Genomic DNA, 19,308 nt, shown 5'->3' with positions numbered 1-19,308 from the left:
TCGCTCCTTTCGTGATGGTCGGGGAACTAGTGGTGGTGCCCGCTCATGTCCATCGCGCTCAGGTCCATTCCGGACAGGTCCATTCCGGACATGTCCATCCCCGGCGTCTCGGCCATGGGCTTCGCCGTCCGGGCCGAGGCGTCGGTGGCCACGGTGGGCGGCGCGGGGGTGGCCGGTTCGGCCTTCGCGGACCCGTGGTGGTGCTGCTTGAACCGGTCGAGCGCGTCCTGCGCCCCGGCGGGCATCCCGCCGTCGGCGTTCCGGACCAGGAACACCCCGGACATGCCGTCGTCGGAGTGCTGCTGGACGTGGCAGTGGTACATCCACGCGCCCGGCCCGACCACGTCGCCCGCGATCACCTGGAAGCCGAACGAGTTGCCCGGGTCCAGGGTCTTGTTGTCGATCACCGGCGCGTTGTCGGTGGCGCTGGTCAGCATGCCGGTGCGGGTGTCGGCCCAGCGGTGGGCGTGCAGGTGGAAGGTGTGCATCAGGTTGCCGTAGCCGACGCAGAGGAACTCCACCCGCTGCCCGAGGTTGGCCTCGAAGATCGGGGTGTCCGGCGCCATCTGGTGGTTGATCCACATCTCGTTGAACACCACGGTGAACGTCTTGGCCGGCAGCAGGTCGCCGCGCTTGCGCACGATCAGCCCGCCGTAGAGCCCCTTCAGCAGGCCCACCGTGCCGTGGTCGCCGCCGAAGGCGTGGTCGTGGTAGTGCCAGTAGCCGGCGCTGCCGGGCATCCACAGCCCGTTCGCCGCCTGGTAGGCCGCGCGGCTGCGCCAGACGTAGGTCTTGGTCTCCCCCGGGTCGTTGAACGAGGCGTTGAACGGCGAGCCGTCGGAACCGGTGTCGTAGAGCACGCCGTGCGGGTGGATGGACAGCCGCTGGTCGGTGTTGTTGACCAGCTCGATCTCGAAGGTGTCCCCCTCGTACATCTCCAGCAGCGGCCCGGGGATGGTCGGCTGGCCCGGCTTCACCCCGTAGCCGACCCGGGTGCTGCCGGGCAGGTAGTCGGCGTAGAGGGTGACCTGCCGGGTCAGCCCGGCCGCGGCGGCCAGTGAGGAGCCGGCCGCGCTGGCGACGGCGACCGGCGCCACCACCCCGGCCGCGGCCCCGGCCAGCACCGACCGGCGGGACAGCCCGCGCTTGATTCTTTCGTCCATGGTGGATTCCCCCGTCAGAAGCGGACGTGGTGGAGGTAGCTGAAGCCGTTCTGCGCGGTGGTCAGCGCGTCGGCCGGGTTGTCGTGCTCGACGATGTACTCGGCCAGGTTGGCCGTGGTGGCCCGGAAGATGCGCGGGAAGTCGATCACCCCCTGGCCGGGGTCGACCATCCGGCCGTCGGCCGTGCGGTCCTTCACGTGGTACTGCGTGGTCCGCGGGAAGTTCTTGCGGTACAGCGTGATCGGGTCGGCCCCGCCCTCGACCGCCCAGAACAGGTCGATCTCCAGGTGCACGAGCCACGGGTTGGTGTTCGCCCGCAGCACGTCGTAGGGCAGCACGCCCTCGATCGGGGCGAACTCGTGCGCGTGGTTGTGGTAGCCGAGCGCGATGCCCGACCGGCGGAACGCCCGTGCGGCCGCGTCCATCCGGCCGGCGAACTCCTTCCAGCCCGCGATGGTGTCGAAGGCCGCGAACGGCACGTTGGCCCGGGTGTTGCCGAGCACCCGGGCGTCGGCGATGGTCCGGTCGAGGTCGCCGTCGATGCCGACGTGGGTGGAGGAGGCCCGGAGGTGGTTGCGGTCCAGCAGCCCGCGGAACTCCTCGGCCGTGCGGCCGTAGGTGCCGGCCAGCTCGACCTTGCGGTAGCCGATGTCGGCCAGCGCGGACAGCGTGCCGGGCAGGTCGGCCTCCAGCGCGGTCCGCAGGGAGTAGAGCTGGATGCTGATCTTCTCCACCGGGACCCGGCCGCGCCGGTGGTTCAGCCCGTCGGGCTCCGCGCCGCCCGCCGCGCTCGCGATACCGGGCAACGCCACCGCCGCGCCGGCCGCGGCGACCGCCGCCGTGGCCGCGCCGCGCAGGACCGAACGCCGGGAGTGGAACTTCTCCGCTTCTTCACCGCACATGGGGACCGTCCTCTCACTTCTGGTTGCTGAAAGCCGCGTCGAAGGCCGCCGACGGCTGGTCGAACAAGAGATTCCGCAGGTGGGTCACGGCTTCCGCCGCGCCCCGCAGCCGGTCCATGCCGGCGTCCTCCCACTCCACCGAGACCGGTCCGGCGTAGCCGATCGAGTTCAGCGCGCGGAAGCAGTCCTCCCACGGCACGTCGCCGTGGCCGGTCGAGACGAAGTCCCAGCCCCGGCGCGGGTCGCCCCAGGGCAGGTGCGAACCGAGCCGCCCGTTGCGGCCGTCGAACCGCTTGCGGGTGTCCTTGCAGTCCACGTGGTAGATCCGGTCGGCGAAGTCGAGGATGAACCCGACCGGGTCGAGGTCCTGCCAGACGAAGTGCGAGGGGTCCCAGTTCAGCCCGAAGGCCGGCCGGTGCCCGACCGCCTCGAGCGCCCGCCGGGTGGTCCAGTAGTCGTAGGCGATCTCCGACGGGTGCACCTCGTGCGCGAACCGGACACCGACCTCGTCGAACACGTCGAGGACCGGGTTCCACCGGTCGGCGAAGTCCTGGTAGCCCTCGTCGATCACCGACTGCGCGACCGGCGGGAACATCGCCACGTACTTCCAGGTCTTCGAGCCGGTGAAGCCGATCACCGTGTCCACCCCGAGTTTCGCCGCCGCCCGCGCGGTGTCGGCCATCTCCGCGGCCGCCCGCCCGCGCACGCCTTCGGGCTCGCCGTCGCCCCACACCCGCGACGGGAGGATGGCCCGGTGGCGCTCGTCGATCGGGTCGTCGCAGACCGCCTGCCCGACCAGGTGGTTGGAGATGGCCCAGACCTTGAGCCCGTGCTCGGCCAGCAGGCGCAGCCGCCCCGGTACGTAGTCCGGTTCGGCCAGGGCCCGGTCGACCTCGAAGTGGTCGCCGGAGCAGGCGATCTCGAGGCCGTCGTAGCCCCACTCGCCGGCCAGCCGGCACACCTCGGTGAACGGCAGGTCCGCCCACTGGCCGGTGAACAGGGTGATCGGACGGCTCATGTGCGCTCCTCGAAGGTGATGGCGTCCAGGTCGAACAGCCCGCCGGGATCGGTCCCGCGGAAGACCAGGAACAGGGACCCGGTGCCGCCGGGGTCGGTGACCGCGCTCGGCGCCAGTTCGGCGTAGCTGTCCCAGCCGCCGGTGTTCGCCACCGGCGCGGTCTGCACCAGCAGGCCGTCCGGCGCGCCCGCGTGCACCTCGATCGTGCCGCCGGCCCCGCCGGAGCTGACGCGGTAGCCGATGCCGCCGAGGCCGGCCAGGTTCACCGGGTCGAACTCGATCCAGTCGCCGGACTCGATGTGCCCGACGCGCTTTCCGCCGCTGGCGCCCTCGTGCGCGACGACCTCGATCCCGCTGGACCGGGTGTAGAACTCCGCCTGCTTCAGCTTGGGCTGCAGCAGGGATTCCGCGTCACCGGTCAGCGCCGGGACGCCGTTGCCGCCCTCGTCGGTGTAGCTCGCGTTGATGACCCCGAACACGTTCGCGTCCAGGCCGTGGCCCTCGTCGGCCGGGGTGGCGATGGTCCCCCGGCACCCGGTGGCCCGGCTCAGCGGATGGCCGTGGCCCTCGTGGCCGAGGATGTACTCCACCGTCACCTTGGCGCAATCGATCGGGTGGTCCTCGGCGTCGGTCACCTCGACCTCGAAGGGCACCGTGTCGCCGAAGCTGAACACGCTGCCGTCGACCGGGGTCTTGAGCGTGACCACCGGCGCGGTGTTGCCGACGGTGACCACCAGGCTGGCCGCCCCGGTCAGCCCGGTGGCGTCGGTGACCGAGAGCTTCGCGGTGTACTGGCCGTTGGCGGGGTAGGTGTGCGAGAGCGGGTTCGGCTCGGTCGAATCGGTGGTCCCGTCCCCGTCGAAGTCCCAGGCGTAGGTCAGCGCGTCCTGGTCCGGGTCGTGGGTGCCGGCCGGGTCGAACCGCACGGTCAACGGGCCCTGGCCCGAGGTCCGGTCCGCGGCCACCTTGACCTCCGGGGTCCGGCGGCCCTTGGTGTAGTCGATGCGGTAGACCGCCGATTCCGCGGAACCGCCGAAATAGCCGGAGCCGTAGTCGAGCACGTAGAGCGCTCCGTCCGGGCCGAATTCGAGGTTCATCGGGCGGGTCAGGGTCATCGAGTCGAAGAACGGCTTGATCGCCCCGCGCTCCCCGTCGGCCCCGACCGCGATCTCCTTGATCCAGCCGCGCTCCCACTCGTAGGCGAAGGTCTTGGCGTCGTAGTACGCGGGGAACTTGGTCGGCGACGGGTTGGCCGCGTCGTAGTGGTAGACCGGGCCGCCCATCGGGGATTCCGAACCGGTGCCGAACTCCGGCACCGAGCCGCCGTCGTAGGGGATCCAGGCCCTCTCCACCGGCGGCAGGTCGGTCAGCCCGGTGTTGTGCGGGCTGGTGTTCTTCGGGGCGGCGCAGTCGAAGGCCGCGCTGGACTGCCCGGTGGCGAAGTCGTGGTCGACGAACGGCTGGTTGTCGCCGATGCAGTAGGGCCAGCCGAAGTTGCCCGGTTTCTTGATCAGGTTGTACTCGACCGTGCCGCCCGGGCCGCGGGCCGGGTCGGCCGCACCGGCGTCGGGACCGTAGTCGCCGAGGTGCAGCCAGCCGGTCTCGCGGTCGACGGCGAACCGGAACGGGTTGCGAAAGCCCATCGCGTAGATCTCGGGCCGGGTCTTGTCCGTGCCCTCGGCGAACAGGTTGCCCGCGGGCACGGTGTAACCGCCGTCCTCGCCGACCTTGATCCGCAGCACCTTGCCCCGCAGGTCGTTGGTGTTGCCGGCGCTGCGCTGGGCGTCGAACACCGGGTTGCGGCCGGGCCGCTCGTCGATCGGGGTGAAGCCGTCGGAGGCGAACGGGTTGGAGTCGTCCCCGGTGGACAGGTACAGGTTGCCCTGGGCGTCGAAGTCGATCTCGCCGCCGGCGTGGCAGCAGATCCCGCGCTCGGCCGGCACCTGCAGCACCTTCTGCTCGGTGGCCAGGTCCAGGGTGTGGTCCTCGGTCAGCTTGAACCGGGAGAGCTGGTTGTACCCCTGGAACGGGGCGAAGTCCGCCGCGGTGCCGGTCTCCGGCGCGTCCCCGGCCGGGGTGCTCAGCTGCGGGGCGTAGTACAGGTAGACCCAGTGGTTGTTCGCGAAGTCCGGGTCGATGGCGACGCCCTGCAGGCCGTCCTCGTCGTGGTTGTAGACCGGGATCCGCGCGGCCGGCTTGGTGGTCGCGCCGGAGGTGGTGTACCAGACCCGGCCGTCGCGCGAGGTGTGCAGCACGTCGCGGTTGGGCAGCACGGACAGCGCGATCGGCTCGCCGAGGCTTTCCGCGCCCTGGGCCAGGGTGATCTGGTCGAAGTCGGCGTCCACCGGGTCGGCCTCGGCCGGTGGGTCACAGCGGTCCGCACTGAGCCGGGCCGAGTAGCGGATGCCGCCCGCGAGGTGGGCGCGGAAGGCCGGATCGGCGTAGGACTCCTTGGTGTGGCCGCCCCCGGTGTACCAGGACCGGCCGCCGGAGCTCTCGTGGCACCAGGCGATCGGGTGGTCGCCCATCGCGCCGTCACCGGGCTGGTAGCTGTGTTCGTCCAGGGCGGCCAGCACGTGCACCCGGCTGCGCGGGTTGTCGCGGTAGTTGTACCACTCGTCGGTGCGCAGCCAGGTCTGCGGAAGATCCTTTGTGGACTCGTGCGTCCGGTCCTCGACCTCGACCTCGGCCGGCTGGACGCTCGGGTGGGACTTGAAGTACGCGCCGACCAGCTCGCCGTACCAGGGCCAGTCGTACTCGGTGTCGGAGGCGGCGTGCACGCCGACGTACCCGCCGCCGCCGGCGATGTACCGCTCGAACGCGGCCTGCTGGTCCGCGTCCAGCACGTCACCGGTGGTGGAGAGCCAGACCACCGCGCCGAACCGCTGGAGGTTGGCGTCGGTGAACGCGGCCGAATCCTCGGTCGCTTCCACCTCGAAGTGGTTCTGCGCGCCCAGTTCCCGGATGGCCTGGATCCCGTCGGGAATCGAATCGTGGCGGAATCCCGCGGTTTTGGAGAAGACGAGCACCTTCGCCTCTTCGTGGTCCGGCTCGGCCTCCACCGGTGACGCGAGGCCGGTCAGCGCCGTGACCATCGACGCGAGGAGCACGCCTAGTCGTCGTTTCAGAGACATAGCTGTAGCGATCCTTCCGATGAGCGGCAGCGATCAAAGAACCGGACGCGGTGGAGCTTCTTTCTCCTACTTCAGTCCTTGCAGGGACAACAACAGCGGGTGCACCCCGGTCGCGCCGATGCGGCCGGCGGGCTGGAAGGCGGGGTCGGAGCAGAGCAGCAGCGGGCCGTCCTCGGCCGAATCCGGGAGCCGCCCGTGGGAACCGCGGACCCAGCGCGGATCGGTCGGCACCACGTCCATCGCGTAGCGCAGGCCGGCGAACTTCTTGGCCAGGTTGAGCCCGGCCCGCGCCTTGGCGAACCGGTCCTCGGGGTCGAAGAACAGCTCGGCCGGGTCGTACCCGGGTTTGCGGTGGATCTCGACGCCGCGGGCGAAATCGGGTTTGCGGTCGTCTTCGAGCCAGTAGTGGTAGGTGAACCAGGAGTCCGGCTCGGCCACCGCGACCAGCTCTCCGGACCGTTCGTGGTCGATCCCGTAGCGGGCCTGCGCCGGCCGGTCGAGCACCTCGTCGACCCCGGCCAGCCCGCCGGCGACCGACCGCACCCGCTCCACATCGGACTCGTTGCGGACGTAGACGTGCGCCACCTGGTGGTCGGCCACGGCGAACGCCCGTGAGGCCCACGGGTCGAGGTATTCCATCCCGGCCTGGGTGTAGACCTCCAGCAGCCCCTCACGGCGCAGCGCGCGGTTGACCTCGACCGGCCGGCTCACGTTCGTGATGCCGTACTCGCTCAACGCGACCACGGTCGCCCCGGCGTCGCGGGCGTCGTCGAGCAGCGGGGCGAGCGCGCGGTCGGTGTCCCGCGCGGCCTGCGCCGCCTGCGGCCCGTCGGGGCCGAAGCGCTGGAGGTCGTAGTCCAGGTGCGGCACGTAGGCCAGGAGCAGGTCCGGCCGCCGCTCGCGCAGGATCTGCCGCGACGCGCCGATCACCCACTGGCTCGACTTGAGCGAAGCCGTCGGGCCCCAGTACTGGAACAGCGGGAATTCGCCCAGCTCGCCGGTGAGCCGGTCGTGCAGCTCGGGCGGGCGCACGTAGGCGTCCGGCGACTTGCGGCCGTCGGCGTGGTAGATCGGCCGCGGGGTCACCGTGACGTCGGTGGACATCCCCATGGCGTACCACCAGCAGACGTTCGCCGAGCGGTAGCCGGGGTGCGCGGACCGCGCGGTCTCCCAGAGCTTCTCGCCGCTCACCAGCCGGTTGTGCTGGCGCCACAGGAAGATCTCGCCGAGTTCGCGGAAGTACCAGCCGTTGCCGACGATCCCGTGCCGGGCCGGCATCAGCCCGGTGAGGAAGGTCGACTGCGCACTGCAGGTGACCGCCGGCAGCACCGTGCCCAGCTCGGCCTGCCAGCCTTCGCTCGCCACCGCGGACAGCTTCGGCATGTGCCGCAGCGCCTTCGGGGTCAGCCCGACGACGTCGATCACCACCAGCGGCTTCACGCGGAAACCCCTTCCGCGACGAGGTTCCGCCCGGCCCACTCCAGTTCGGCGGCGATCCCGCCGACCAGGTCGCCGGCGTCCGGCAGCACGCTCCAGGTGTAGGTCTCCACCTCGACGTGCGGCCCGGCCGGCAGCCCGGCGGCCACCGCGCGCAGCACCTCGGTGGTCGAGCCGAACGGCGCCACCGGCTCCTGGTGCAGCGGCAGGTGGAAGTGCACCCGCCACGGCCCCTCCCCCGGCAGCTCGGTCCCGGCCTCGTCCAGGTCGTCGGCCCGGTGCACGGTTCCGTCGCCGCCGAGTTCCCGGACCTGGTGCAGGTACCGCGGTTCGGCGAAGGCTGCCAGCGCGTCCTGCGCCTCGGCCGGCTTCTCCACGTGCAAGGCCGTCGAAGCCTGCACCTTGACGACGTCCAATCCGGATTTCGCGATCGTCGCCAGCGTCTCCGCCGGATCGGCGAACGAGACCGCGAGGTGGCAGGTGTCCAGGCACAGCCCGACGTACTCGGGGTCGACGCGGCCGGACAGCCAGGACAGCGCGTCGGCCACCGTGTCGAGCACACAGCCCGGCTCGGGCTCGACCGCCAGCCGGATCGGCCGGTCCCCGGTCCGGCGGATCGCCCGCACGACCTGGCCGAACGCCTCGGCCGCGGCGTGGTCGTCGCGGCTGGTCCACGGTTCCCGCCAGGCCAGCGGGAGGGTGGAGATGCTGCCGTACGCGGCGTCTTCGGCGAGCAGGTCCGCGAGCACCGTCACGCAGTCGACCGTGTAGGCCACCCGATCCGGCTCGGTCCAGGTTGGACGGTAGACGGCCCGCTTGACCACCTCGTCGTGGAACCCGCCGTACGGGAAGGCGTTGAGCGTGACCACGGCCAGCCCGCGGGCGTCCAGCTCGGCCCGGAAGCGCCTGCGCGCGCTCGGGTCACCGGCCAGTCCGCGCGCGACCGGCGCGGACAGCCAGAGCCCGACCCCGAGCCGGTCGGCCCCCAGCCGTTCACGCACCGGCAGCGCGTACCGGTCGAGCTGCGCCACGATGCCCTCGACGTCCTCGGCCGGGTGGACGTTGGTGCAGTAGGAGATCACGGGCGCCCACCTCGCAGCACCGAGTTGCCGGCGAACTCGCCCGCTTCGCCGGTGAAGCCGGGCAGCGGATCGAGGGTGAGCCGCCCGCTCTGGCCGTAGAAGGCGACCGGGTTGGCCCACAGGAGCTGGTCCACCTGCGCCTCGGTGAACCCGCCGTCGAGCATGGCCTGCCCGGTCTTGCGCGTCTTCAGCGGATCCGAGCGGCCCCAGTCGGCGGCGGAGTTGACGATCACCTGCTCCAGCCCGTACCGGCGCAGGATCTCCACCATCCGGTGCTCGTCCATCTTGGTGTCCGGGTAGATGGAGAACCCCATCCACGCGCCGGAGTCCTTGACCAGCTCGACCGTGACCTCGTTGAGGTGGTCGACCACCACCCGCTCCGGCGCCAGCCCGGACTCGCGGACCACGTCGAGCGTGCGCTTGGTCCCCTCCAGCTTGTCGCGGTGCGGGGTGTGCACGAGCACCGGCAGGTCGTGCTCGAGCGCGAGCCGCAACTGCCGTGTGAAGACCTCGTCCTCCTCTGGGGTCATCGAGTCGTAGCCGACCTCGCCGACCGCGACCACGCCGTCCTTGGCCAGGTAGCGCGGCAGCACGTCGAGCACTTCGACGCAGCGGGGGTCGTTGGCCTCCTTGGGGTTCAGCGCGATCGTGCAGTGGTGCCGGATGCCGAACTGCGCCGCGCGGAACCGCTCCCAGCCGATCAGCGCGTCGAAGTAGTCGGTGAAGGAGCCGACGCCGGTGCGTGGCTGGCCCAGCCAGAACGCCGGTTCGACCAGGGCTCGGACCCCGGCCGCGTACATCGCCTCGTAGTCGTCGGTGGTCCGGGAGCTCATGTGGATGTGGGGATCGAAGATGCGCACGGCTATCGGCCTTCCTTCAGCAGTTCGAGGGCGTCGGCGGTCACTTCACGACCGGCCGCCCGGCGCTCGTCGGCGAAGTCCGCGAGCATCCGGCGCAGCTCGTCGTCCGCGCGCGCTTTGAGGCTCGCGACGGCGGCGAGCGGCACTCCGACGAAAACGCACTTCAGCACCCCGTGCCGCCAGGCGTGCGGGTCCAGGTGACGCGCCGCGAAGGCACCCATGGCCGCGGCGACCAGCCGAATGTCGTTGGTGCGCAACGCATCCGCCACCAGCGCCAGCCCCGCCGACCGTAACCCCTCGACCTCCGCCAGCTCGTTCAGCCCCCGTAGCACGCCCCGCCGCTCGGCGTCGTCGCCGTACCGGTACAGCTCGCCCAGCTCGGTCGCCAGCTCCTCGGCGGTCAGCGGCCCGGCGAGCACGGTGATCAGCCGGGACCGGGCCTGGTCGTCGACGGTGCCCTCGACCAGCCCGCGCGGATCGGTGTCGGGGGCCAGCGGCGTGCGGCCGACCTCACGCCCGACGGCCGGGAACAGCGAGCCGATCACCGAAGGTCGCTCCCGGACCCGGCGCTCGGCCCGGCCCAGCCACCGTCCGGCCCGCAACGCCCCGATCGCCCGCCGGGCCACCTCCGGCGCGGCGTGGCTGTGCCGGGGCAGCTCGACCGCGGCCACCCCGGCGTACCCGCTTTCCTCCAGCGCGGCCAGGGTCGCGGGCAGGTCGAGCTGCCCCTGACCGAATTCCAGGTGCTCGTGGACCCGCGGCCGCATGTCGTCGAGCTGCACGTTCCACAGCAGCGGCCCGGCCCGCCGGACGCATTCGGCGGCGTCCACCGGTTCCACCGCCACGCAGTGCCCGACGTCGAGGGTGATCCCGAGCAGCTCCGGCTCGCCCAGTTCCTTCCGCAGGTCCAGCGCCTGGCCGAGGTGCTGCACCCGGTGCCCGGGCTCGGGCTCCAGGGCCAGCCGCACGTTCCGCCGCTCCGCGTGCTCCAGCACCGCCGCCACGCCCCCGCGCAGCCGCGCCCAGGCCGTATCGGCCTCCACTGTGGACACCCCGGACCAGAACGACACGCAGTCCGCGCCCAGGTCCGCCGCGATCCGCAGGGCCCGGACCAGGAAGTCGACGCGGGCCCCGGGCTCGTCGGACAGCAGCGTCGGCTCGTGCTTGTGCCACGGGTCGAGCAGGTACCGGGCCCCGGTCTCGATCACCACCCGGTGCAGGCCGAGCGCCGAGAGCCGGGCGGCCACCCGGCCGACCCGGCGGGGCAGGTCCTCGGCGAACGGGTCGAGGTGCTGGTGGTCCAGGGTCAGCGCCACCCCGGTGTAGCCGAGGTCGGCGATCACCGCGAGGGCGTCTTCGAGCCGGTGGTTGGCGAACCCGTTGGTGCCGTAACCGAGGTGGAAGGTCATGTCGGGCTCACCTTCCGCGAAAGCCGGCGCGCGATCGGCAGCGCGACCGCGACCAGCGCCGCCCCGGCCACCGAGCCCTTCGCCGCGACCGCGGCCTGCAGCGGCACCATGCCGTGGATGCCGGTCCTGGTCGCCGCGCGGACCACCTGGGCCGACGGGTCGCGCGCGGCGTCCGCCTGCGCACGGCCGACGAAACCGGCGTAGCCCGAACCCGCGGCCAACGACGCGAGCCGGTTCCAGCGGCCGAAGGCCGGGCCCGCAACCGCCAACGTCGTCGCGACGCTGCTGGTGGCGAGGGCGGCGCGGGCGGTGTTCGGGTTCGCGCCGTGCACCTCGCCGGTGGACAGCGCGGTCACGCCGAGCGTGTGCACGCCCACCGCCGCCGCGGCCGTCAGCGCCCGCCGCGGTTCCCCGCCCGCGCCGAGCAGCACGTCGAGGGCGCGGCAGAGCGCCATCGCCGGCGGTCCGGCCGGGGTCGGCTTGAACACGGTGTCGTAGGCCCACACCGAGGCCGCGAGCGGGACCGCCGCGCGCACCGCCGTCCGGCCGCCGCCGAGCGCGGCCAGACCCAGCCCGGCCGCGGTCAGCCCGGCCCCGGTGCCCAGCGCCGCCGACGGGCTCACCCGGCCGGACGGGATCGGCCGTTCGGGTCGTTCCACCGCGTCCAGCCTGCGGTCGGCCCAGTCGTTGAGCGCCATCCCGGCCCAGTAGAAGGCGACCGAGGCCAGCGGCAGCAGCAGCCTTCGCCCGGTCATCCGCAGCCCGGCGGCGGCCGAGCCGGCGACGGTGTCACCGAGCACGGTCAGCGCGGCCGGCGCGCGGACCAGCTCGGCCAGGTCCTTGACCGCGGGGGCCTTCACAGGGTCGCCGCCCACTCGGTCAACCGGCGCGACTGCTCGGCGAACCGGTGCTCATCGCTGCCCAGCGGGTCCTTGAAGAAGAACCCCAGCTCGGTCTGCGGACCGCTTCGCCCGGCCTCGTGCGCCGCGGCCACCAGCCGCGCCAGATCGAGGACCAACGGGGCCGCGAGGGCCGAGTCGTACCCGGTCCAGGTGAACTGCAGGCTCATCCGCGCACCGAGGAAGCCCTCGAAGGACACGTGGTCCCAAGCGGTCTTCACCTCGCCGAGGTCGGGCACGTGGTCGATGTGCAGCGGCGCCGTGACCTCGTCGCCGAGCAGCGCCGCCAGTCCGCGCGCCTTGGATTCGAGCTTGCTGCCGACGGTCACCGGATCGGCCAGCGTCTCCCCGTCGCCGCCGCCGAGCAGGTTGGTGCCGGACCACGAACGGACCTTCAGCGCACGGGCCGAAAACATCGGCGCGAGGACGGTGCGCAGCAGGGTTTCCCCGGTCTTGCCGTCGCAACCCGCGTACGGCAGGCCCTCGCGTCCGGCGAGCTGTTGCAGCGCAGGCAAGGTGATCCCGGCCGACGGGGTGAACCCGACGTACGGGCAGCCGGCCTTGAGCGCCGCGTAAGCCGAGAGCGAGCTGGGCGGGAGCACGGTCCGGGCCGGGTCGGCCAGCGCCGCTTCGAGCGCGGCCAGGTCGTCGTGCTCGGGCCGGTGCGGGCACGGGGGCTCGGTGGAGGAGACGTCGATCACCACCACCCGCGCGAGTTCGTGCCGTTCGGCGAAGGCCCGGAGGTCCGCGCCGAGCCGTTCGGCCGCGTCCGCCTGCGCGCCGGTGTGGGCGGCCGGGTGGTAGCCGTCGCGGATCTCGGCGTCCACTTCGGACAGTCCCGCCCGGACCGCGGCGAACACGGCGGGGCCGAGCACCCCGGCCCCGGCCAGTTGCTCGGCCCGCTTCTCCAGCGGCGTGGACACGATGTCGTGCCCGCCGAGCACCAGCTCGTCCCAGCCGGGCAGCGGCACGGAGGCGAACGCGGGCAGCTCGGTCACGCAGCCGGTCGGCCCGGCCACCCGCGCCCGCAGGGCCAGCAGCCCGGCCGCGGCGGTCGTGGCGACCGAACCCCTCGCTCCGACCAGCCACAGGCCGGTGCGCTCCTGAGCAGCCATAACCTCCACCTTTCCCTGCGCCACATCGATCTTGTGCGGGTTCAGGCCGGTGCGGAACCGGCCTGACCGGTCACGGGTTGCCGACTTCGGTCCACCGGGACTGCGCGGCCGTGCTCCGCTCGACCGCGTCCAGCACCCGCTGCACCCCCAGCCCGTCCGCGAAGGACGGCCGCGGGTCCCGGTCCTCGCCGATCGCGGTGAGCAGGTCCGCGACCTCGTTGGTGAACGTGTGCTCGTAGCCGAGCAGGTGCCCCGGCGGCCACCACGCCCCGACGTACGGGTGCTCGGGCTCGGTGACCAGGATCCGGCGGAACCCGGCCTCGGCCGACGGGCCGGTGCCGTCGTACCAGGACAGCTCGTTCATCGCTTCGAAGTCGAACGCCAGGCTCGCCTTCGACCCGTTGACCTCGATCCGCATGGAGTTCTTGCGCCCCAGCGCGTACCGGGTCACCTCGAACCCCGCCACCGCCCCGCCGGAGAGCCGGCCGAGGAACAGCGCGCAGTCGTCGACCGTGACCTGGCCCCGGCCGCCCTCACCGTCCGGGCGCTGCGGCACGAAGGTGTTCATCAGCGCCGAAACCCCGGTGATGCGCTCGCCGGTGACGAACTGCGCGGCGTCGACGATGTGCGCGCCGAGGTCGCCCAGCGCCCCCGAGCCGGCCTGCTCCTTGCGCAGCCGCCAGGTCATCGGTGACCGCGGATCGGACAGCCAGTCCTGCAGGTAGACCGAACGCACGTGCCGGATCTCGCCGAGCGCCCCGCTCTCGACCAGCCGCCGGGCGTGCGCGAGCGCGGGCACCCGGCGGTAGTTGAAGGCGACCATCGACCGGACCCCGCGTTCGCGCGCCTTCGCCGCCGCCGCGGCCATCGCCTCGGCTTCGGCCAGGGTGTTGGCCAGCGGTTTCTCGCACAGCACGTGCTTTCCCGCTTCGAGCGCGGCGATCGCGATCTCGGCGTGGCGGTCGCCCGGGGTGCAGATGTCGACCAGGTCGACGTCGTCCCGGGCGATCAGCGCCCGCCAGTCGGTCTCGACCTCGGCCCAGCCGAACCGCTGCGCCGCGGCCTTCGCCCGCCCTTCGTCGCGACCGCCGAGCACGGCGAGTCTCGGAACCAGCGGCACGTCGAAGAACCGGTGGACGTTGCGCCAGGCGTGCGAATGCACCGCACCCATGAACGCGTGGCCCACCACGCCGATGCCGATCGTTTCCCTGGCCGTGCTCATGCCCCTCCTCGATTTCCGCCTGCTGGTCTCGGGCTGGTTCAGGACTCGAAGCCGACGTCGAGGTACTGGGCCACGTTCTCCTTGGTGACCACCGCGGAGTAGGTGGTGATCTCGGCCGGGATCTCGTGCTCGGCGAAGTCGGCGGCGCCCTGGCCCTGCCCCAGCAGCCGCGCCAGCGCGATCGCCGACGAGGCCATCGACGGGCTGTAGAGCACGGTCGCCTTGAGCGGGCCGGAGTCGGCCTTGATCAGGTCCATCGCGTTCTTCGAACCGGCGCCGCCGACCATCAGGAACTCGCCGCGGCCGGCGTTGCTCAGCGCCGCGACCACCCCGACCCCCTGGTCGTCGTCGTGGTTCCACAGCGCGTCCAGCTTGGGCGCCGACTGCAGCAGGTTCGAGGTCTGCTGCTCCCCCGACTCCGGGGTGAACTGCGCCGAAACCCGCGGACCGACCTTGAACCCCTGGCGGGCCAGGGCGTCCTTGAAGCCCCGGCTCCGGTCCTGGGTCAACGGCAGCGAGTCGATGCCCGCGACCTCGCCGATGATCGGGTTGCCGATGTTCTTGGCCTTCATCTGCTGCGCCACGTAACTGCCGGCGTTGACGCCCATCCGGTAGTTGTCGCCGCCGATCCAGGTGCGGTACGCCAGCGGGGTGTCGAACACCCGGTCCAGGTTGATCACCGGGATGCCGGCGTCCATCGCCTGCTGGCCCGCGGCGGTCAGCGCCTTGCCGTCGAAGGGCAGGATCACCAGCACGTCGACCTTGGCGTTGATCAGGGTCTCGACCTGGGAGATCTGCTGGTTGACGTCGTTGGTGCCCTCGGTCGCGTTGAGCTTGACCTCGCTGAACTTCGCGGCCTGGGCCTTGGCGTTCTTGGTCATCGCGGCCATCCAGCCGTGGTCGGCGGCGGGCGCCGAGAACCCGATGGTGACCGGCTTCCCCGGCTTGGCGTGGTCGCCGGCCGGCGCCACGTCGGCGTCGTTCGCCCGCGCCGGGGCCTCGTTGGAGGTGCAGGCCGTGAGCAGCGCGCCGGCCCCGACGGCCGCGCCACCGAGCAGGAACCTCCGGCGCAGCATGGGATTTTCGGTCATGACGGTTCTCCATCCACGGTGGCTACGGACTCGTCCTGGTCTTGCGGGAGCGGAACTGCAGCAGAGCGGCCAGGACGATGATCACGCCCTTGGCGATGTTCTGGATGTCGGTGTCCAGGTTGTTCAGGGTGAAGATGTTGGACAGCACGGTGAAGATCAGCACGCCGATCAGGGTGCCGAGCAGCGAGCCGCGGCCGCCGGTGAGCAGGGTGCCGCCGATCACCACCGCGGCGATGGCGTCGAGTTCGTAGAGCATGCCGTTGGTCGAGGCGCCCGCGGTGGTCCGCGCGACCACCATCAGCGCGGCGATCCCGCAGCACAGCCCGGCCACGCCGTAGACCAGGGCGGTGTGCCGCTTGACGTTGATGCCGGCCAGCCGCGACGCCTCGGCGTTGCCGCCGACCGCGAAGGTGCGGCGGCCGAAGGTGGTGCGGTTCAGCAGCACCCAGCCCACGGCGAAGACCAGCGCGAACATCCAGATCAGCACCGGGACGCCGAGCAGGTCGCCGCGGAAGAAGGCGAGGAAGCCGGGGTCGGAGACCACCTGGGTGCGGCGTCCGCTGATCCGCTCGGCGAGCCCGCGGGCCGCCACGTACATGGCCAGCGTCGCGATGAACGGCACGACCTTGCCGTAGGCCACCAGCACCCCGTTGACCAGCCCGCAGCCGAGCCCGACCAGCGCCCCGCAGACCACCATCACCACCGGCCCGTAGGACTGCGTGGCCAGGGTGGTCAGCCAGACGCTGGCCAGCGCCACGATGGACCCGACCGACAGGTCGATGCCGCCGCTGATGATCACGAACGTCATGCCCACGCTGACCACGCCGATCGCCGCGGCGAGCCGGAGGATGGTCGAGATGTTGCCGTCGGTGAAGAACTGGTCGGGCCGGGTGAGCTGGCCGAGCAGGCACAGCACCACCAGCACCCCGGTCAGCCCGAGCAGCCGGGGGTCGGCCCGCCAGGGCGACCGCTTCGGCTGGGGCAGCCGGGTTTTGCCCGGGTCCGTGACCCGGACCGACTCGGCTTGATCGGTCATGCCGCACTCCCCTCGAGAATCACGTCGAGCACCTCCGCCTCGGTCAGGTCCGCGGACGGCCTGGTCGCCAGGACCCGTCCCTCCCGCAGCACCAGCACCCGGTCGGACAGCCCGAGCACCTCCGGGATCTCGCTGGAGACCAGCACGATCGCCACCCCGGTCGCGGCCAGCTCGCTGATCAGCCGGTACAGCTCGGCCCGCGCGCCGACGTCGACGCCGCGGGTCGGCTCGTCCAGCAGCAGCACCCGGCAGCCGCGCACCAGCCAGCGCGCGAGCACCGCCTTCTGCTGGTTGCCGCCCGAGAGCGTGCGGATGATCCGCTTCGGGTCGGCGGGCCGCAGGTCCAGGCGCCGCAGGCTTTCCCCGGCGTCGTCGAGCTCACGGGACCGGTCGGTGAAGCCGAACTTGGCGTACCGGCCGAGGCTCGCGAGCGTGACGTTGTGCACCACGGGCAGGTCGAGCAGCAGGCCCTGGCTCTTGCGCTCCTCGGGGGCCAGGCCGATCCCGGCCTTCACCGCGGCCGAGACGCTGCCCGCCCGGATCGTCTTCCCGTCCACGGCCACCGATCCCGCGCTGGGCCGGCGGGCGCCGAAGATCGTTTCGAGCAGTTCGCTGCGCCCGGAGCCGACCAGGCCCGCCAGTCCGACGACCTCGCCCGCGTGGACGGTGAAGCTGATGTCCTCGAACTCGCCCGCCACACCGAGCCCGTCGACCTCGAGCACTTCGGTCCGGTGGTCGATGTGCTCCTCGTGGCGCGGGCCGAACACGGTCTCGACCTTGCGCCCGGCCATCAGCCGGACCAGCTCCGAGGTCGGCGTCCGCTTCGCGTCGAGGTCGGTGGCCACGGTGCGGCCGTCCTTGAGCACGGTGACCCGGTGCCCGATCCGCCGCAGCTCTTCGAGCCGGTGGGAGATGTAGACGATCGCGACGCCCTCGGCGGTCAGCTCGCCGACGATCCGGAACAGGTTGTCGACCTCTTCCCCGGCCAGCGCCGCGGTCGGCTCGTCCATCACCAGCAGCTTGGCGTCGTGCGCGAGCGCCCGGGCCATCGAAACCAGTTGCTGGCCCGCGGCGGACAGGGTGCCCACCTCGGTCGAAGGGGTGATCTCCGGGTGCCCGAGCCGGGCGAGCAGTTTCGCGGCCAGGCCCCGGGACTCGCCGATCCGGGTGAAGCCGAGGCTCGCGCGCTCGCGGCCGAGGAAGATGTTGTCGGCCACGGAAAGCCCGGGCACCAGGTCGAGTTCCTGGTACATCGTGGCGATGCCGATCTTCAGCGCGGCCACCGGCGAGGGCAGCGCCACCGGCTCGCCCTGCCAGGTGATCTCGCCCTCGTCCGGCCGGTGCGCCCCGGCCAGCACCTTGATCAGCGTCGACTTGCCCGCGCCGTTCTGGCCCAGGAGGCAGTGCACCTCACCGGGTTCGACGTCGAAGTCGACCCCGTCGAGCGCGCGCACGCCCGGGAAGGTCTTCACGATCCCGCGGACCGAAAGCAGGCTCATACCGGTGCCTCCGCTGTGGTTTCGGATGGTTTCGGCCGGAACGGGACCAGCGTCGGATCGGCGAAGAGCCGTTCGGTGGCCAGGTGCGCGGCGCCCCGCAGCGCGGCGCTGGTGCCGAGCGGGGACGGCTCGACCCGGCACGAGGGCTCGTGCGCGAGCGGGCGCGCGGACAGCTCCCGGCGCACCGGTTCGACCAGCCACCGGCCCAGCGCGGCGAAATAACCGCCCAGCACCACCACGTCCGGGTCGAGCACGTCGGCCACGGTGACCACCGCGACCCCGAGCGCGAACCCGAGCTCCGAGACCGCGGCGGCCGCGCGGCGGTCCCCGCGGGACACGCGGTGCTTGAGCAGCCCGACCCGGCCGTCGACGCCCAGCGCCGGATCGTGCAGCGGATCCCCGGGGGCGGCCGCGGCCCGCAGCACGGCGTTCAGCCCGGCCTTGGTCTCGAGGCAGCCGACCCGGCCGCACGGGCACCGCTCACCGGACGGGTCGACCGGGAGGTGCCCGACCTCGCCGGCGAACCCCCGGGCCCCGCGCAGGATCGCGCCGCCGGAGACGAGTCCGCCGCCGACGCCCGTGCCGCCGCTGAGGTAGAACAGCTCGCGCACGCCCGCACCGGCCCCGGCCACCGATTCGCCGACCGCGCCGAGGTTCGCCTCGTTGTCCACCACCACGGCGTCGGCGGCCAGGCCGAGCCGGGCGGCGACCAGGTCGGCGATCTCGGCGTCCCGCCAGCGCAGGGTCGGCGCGAACCGCAGCACGGCCGCGGCCGAATCCACCAGCCCGGGCACGGACACGGTGACCCCGACCGGCCGCTCTCCGTCGAGCACCCGCCCGGCCAGGAAGCCGAGCTCGTCCATGCTCCGGTGCAGGCCGAGGGCGGCGACGTCGGCGGTCTCGGTGCGCTCGGCGAGCACCCGGCCTTCGAGGTCGGTGACCACCGCGGAGAACCGGCCGGCCTCCACGCCCAGCGCCAGCCCGCACGCGCTCCCGGCGTTCAGCTCGACCAGCCGGCTCGGCCGCCCGTGGCCGGCGAGCAGGCCCGCCGGCCGGACCAGCCCGCGGCCGGACAGCTCCGTGACCAGACCGGAGACCGCGGCCTTGGTGATGCCGCAGCGGGTGGCGAGCTGGGTGCGTGAGAGCGGGCCCGCCCGCAGCGCCCGCAGGAGCGCCGCCAGGTTCGCCGTGCGGGGGCTGACCGGCACGTGCGGCCCGGGATCAGTCGCGATCACTCAACCCTCACTTACGCTTCAGCCGTAACAAACTTTGTTACTTAGCAAGCGAAAGTAGGGTGACTGGTGTCACCCGTCAAGGTGACAACAGGACAGAAACCACTCCATTCACCCGAACAGTCGTCCGATTTGCCGCAAACTTTCGTATCTGTAGTACGAAAGTCTGTACGGATTTTACGTAACTTAACGGATGCATTCGACCGCAT

15 protein-coding genes are annotated in these 19,308 nt (G+C 72.1%); all 15 read right to left on the bottom strand.

The features are described from left to right. Positions 1–26: 26 nt before the first annotated feature. The 15 genes from NYF13_RS34350 to NYF13_RS34280 all read right to left on the bottom strand — a co-directional run bounded on the left by NYF13_RS34350 (position 27) and on the right by NYF13_RS34280 (position 19,102). A complete protein-coding gene (locus NYF13_RS34350; protein WP_315662193.1) occupies positions 27–1,163 on the bottom strand; it encodes a multicopper oxidase domain-containing protein in 1,137 nt (378 codons plus the stop codon). A 14-nt stretch (positions 1,164–1,177) separates the two neighbouring features. Further along, complete coding sequence (locus NYF13_RS34345) at positions 1,178–2,065, bottom strand: sugar phosphate isomerase/epimerase (RefSeq protein ID WP_315662192.1); 888 nt, start codon at positions 2,063–2,065, stop codon at positions 1,178–1,180. 13 nt (positions 2,066–2,078) lie between these two features. Continuing rightward, positions 2,079–3,083: a sugar phosphate isomerase/epimerase family protein gene (locus NYF13_RS34340; RefSeq protein ID WP_315662191.1), complete on the bottom strand. Its 1,005-nt coding sequence runs from the start codon at positions 3,081–3,083 to the stop codon at positions 2,079–2,081. Next, positions 3,080–6,178, bottom strand: a complete 3,099-nt coding sequence (locus NYF13_RS34335) for a ThuA domain-containing protein (RefSeq protein ID WP_315662501.1) — start codon at positions 6,176–6,178, stop codon at positions 3,080–3,082. The genes NYF13_RS34340 and NYF13_RS34335 overlap by 4 nt, the downstream gene beginning before the upstream one ends. Before the next feature lie 105 nt (positions 6,179–6,283). After that, entirely contained in the window at positions 6,284–7,657 is a 1,374-nt protein-coding gene (locus NYF13_RS34330) for an alkaline phosphatase family protein (protein ID WP_315662190.1), read from the bottom strand. Beyond that, positions 7,654–8,736: a metabolite traffic protein EboE gene (gene eboE / locus NYF13_RS34325; RefSeq protein WP_315662189.1), complete on the bottom strand. Its 1,083-nt coding sequence runs from the start codon at positions 8,734–8,736 to the stop codon at positions 7,654–7,656. Before eboE ends, NYF13_RS34330 begins: the two co-directional genes overlap by 4 nt. Further along, on the bottom strand, positions 8,733–9,596 hold the full coding sequence (locus tag NYF13_RS34320; protein ID WP_315662187.1) for a TatD family hydrolase: 864 nt from the start codon (positions 9,594–9,596) through the stop codon (positions 8,733–8,735). Before NYF13_RS34320 ends, eboE begins: the two co-directional genes overlap by 4 nt. A 2-nt stretch (positions 9,597–9,598) precedes the next feature. Next, a complete protein-coding gene (locus NYF13_RS34315; RefSeq protein WP_315662186.1) occupies positions 9,599–11,005 on the bottom strand; it encodes an EboA domain-containing protein in 1,407 nt (468 codons plus the stop codon). Beyond that, positions 11,002–11,880, bottom strand: a complete 879-nt coding sequence (locus NYF13_RS34310; RefSeq protein ID WP_315662184.1) for an SCO3242 family prenyltransferase — start codon at positions 11,878–11,880, stop codon at positions 11,002–11,004. The genes NYF13_RS34315 and NYF13_RS34310 overlap by 4 nt, the downstream gene beginning before the upstream one ends. Beyond that, a complete protein-coding gene (locus NYF13_RS34305; RefSeq protein WP_315662182.1) occupies positions 11,862–13,019 on the bottom strand; it encodes an inositol-3-phosphate synthase in 1,158 nt (385 codons plus the stop codon). Before NYF13_RS34305 ends, NYF13_RS34310 begins: the two co-directional genes overlap by 19 nt. Before the next feature lie 70 nt (positions 13,020–13,089). Further along, on the bottom strand, positions 13,090–14,241 hold the full coding sequence (locus tag NYF13_RS34300) for a Gfo/Idh/MocA family oxidoreductase (protein ID WP_315662180.1): 1,152 nt from the start codon (positions 14,239–14,241) through the stop codon (positions 13,090–13,092). A 38-nt stretch (positions 14,242–14,279) separates the two neighbouring features. Beyond that, positions 14,280–15,332 (bottom strand): substrate-binding domain-containing protein, encoded by a 1,053-nt coding sequence (locus NYF13_RS34295; RefSeq protein ID WP_315662178.1) that lies wholly within the window; start codon positions 15,330–15,332, stop codon positions 14,280–14,282. 22 nt (positions 15,333–15,354) lie between these two features. Further along, complete coding sequence (locus NYF13_RS34290; protein ID WP_315662176.1) at positions 15,355–16,368, bottom strand: ABC transporter permease; 1,014 nt, start codon at positions 16,366–16,368, stop codon at positions 15,355–15,357. Beyond that, positions 16,365–17,867: a sugar ABC transporter ATP-binding protein gene (locus NYF13_RS34285; protein ID WP_315662174.1), complete on the bottom strand. Its 1,503-nt coding sequence runs from the start codon at positions 17,865–17,867 to the stop codon at positions 16,365–16,367. The genes NYF13_RS34290 and NYF13_RS34285 overlap by 4 nt, the downstream gene beginning before the upstream one ends. Further along, on the bottom strand, positions 17,864–19,102 hold the full coding sequence (locus NYF13_RS34280; protein ID WP_315662172.1) for an ROK family transcriptional regulator: 1,239 nt from the start codon (positions 19,100–19,102) through the stop codon (positions 17,864–17,866). The genes NYF13_RS34285 and NYF13_RS34280 overlap by 4 nt, the downstream gene beginning before the upstream one ends. Positions 19,103–19,308 lie beyond the last annotated feature (206 nt).

Origin of the sequence: Amycolatopsis sp. PS_44_ISF1 (genome assembly GCF_032335455.1) — a bacterium.
Taxonomy (GTDB): Bacteria; Actinomycetota; Actinomycetes; order Mycobacteriales; family Pseudonocardiaceae; genus Amycolatopsis.
Note: the sequence above shows the minus strand (reverse complement) of the source record. Positions and strands in the feature narration are given on the sequence as shown.